General features: G+C 33.4%; 1 protein-coding gene. It reads left to right on the forward strand.

Features of this window, described 5'->3' with window-relative positions:
• The first annotated feature begins 316 nt into the window (after positions 1 to 316).
• Positions 317 to 1,192, forward strand: coding sequence for an SEC10/PgrA surface exclusion domain-containing protein (locus JCM6256_RS09165; RefSeq protein WP_025081371.1), 876 nt, complete (start codon positions 317 to 319; stop codon positions 1,190 to 1,192).
• The last annotated feature ends 148 nt before the right edge of the window (positions 1,193 to 1,340 follow it).

Genomic DNA, 1,340 nt, shown 5'->3' on the forward strand with positions numbered 1-1,340 from the left:
CCAACGATAACAACGGTTATAAAAATAAATATAAAAAATAATCAAAATTATTTTAAAAAATACATGGTTATTTAAAGTGCTTATATTTTGTATATTAAAGAGTTTTTGTGAGTACACTTGTTATATTATTATTCACTCCAGTTATTTAATAACTATACGTGTAGACTTTATAAAGTTTTCTTGCTAGTATACTAGTTGAAGAGACTTAAGACTAAAGCTCCTTGAGAAACTAACCACTTCTTTTATGGAGCTAAAAAAAACATATTGTATAGTTTATTACTTGGATAAAACAATAATATTGGGGATTAAGAAGATTATGAGAAAGAATATTAAATTTGCAACTTTAGTTGGTGCGACTGTCGCTTTAACTTTAGGTGGTTTGTCTGCCGTTAATTCACAAAGCGTTAGTGAAACTGTAGAAGCTGCAACTTTAACACTTCCAAAAAGCCAAGGCTATACAAAAGCTAGAGTTTTAAAAGAAAACACTGGTAGAATCAGCAAAGCTGACAAGAAGAAACTTATTAAAGGCTCCATTGCTGGTATGAAACAAAATGACTGGATTGATACAAACAGTTCAGATTTACGTCACGTTGATGTAACCAAATTGAGTCAAAGTGATAAAGTAATGCTTAGTCATTTTACTTTGGACTTAATTAATCAAGCTCGCCATCAAATGGGCAAGCGTTCCTGGACTTACAGAAAAGGCGCTTTAAAGTTTGCTGATCGTACTGCTAGAGAATATTACAATAATAATCGTTCCGTTTGGGATTCAGACCACTACGTAGCTGGTATTAAGCGTGCTGCAAAGGCTTCAGGTCTTAACTACAGAGCTGGCCAAGTTTATGAAGATGAATCAGGCTTACCTATTACTAGTGACTTCCAAGGTCATGATCGTACTATTGCAGCTTTGAAGAATCAAATTTACTTTAACATTAAACAAATGTTATTTGGTGGTTTTTCTAGTGTTGGTTCTGGTGATCCAGCAGACCAATATGGTGATGCTAACCGTTACGTTGAATGGGAACACGCAGGTGACCTTTTAGGTTTACGTTCAGCTCAAGGCTACGATGCAAAAACTAAATACTTTGGTGTATCCTTCTCTGGCTTAAAGAATGATCCCGATAAGATTTCAGTTCACATGATGGGTGTAGCAAAGCGTTATATCCAAAACTACAAGAAGTTTAATCACTAATATTAAATAGCGAGTTTTCTACTTTTATCCAAAAGTTAAAAATATCCAAGTTAAAGCTCAATGTCATTAAGTTAAGACATTGACAAAGCTGGCGATACTTTTTAAGACATTTATCGAATTATTTTGTTCGGTAAATGTCTTTTTTTGA

The organism is Lactobacillus hamsteri DSM 5661 = JCM 6256, from assembly GCF_000615445.1.
Lineage (GTDB): Bacteria > Bacillota > Bacilli > Lactobacillales > Lactobacillaceae > Lactobacillus > Lactobacillus hamsteri.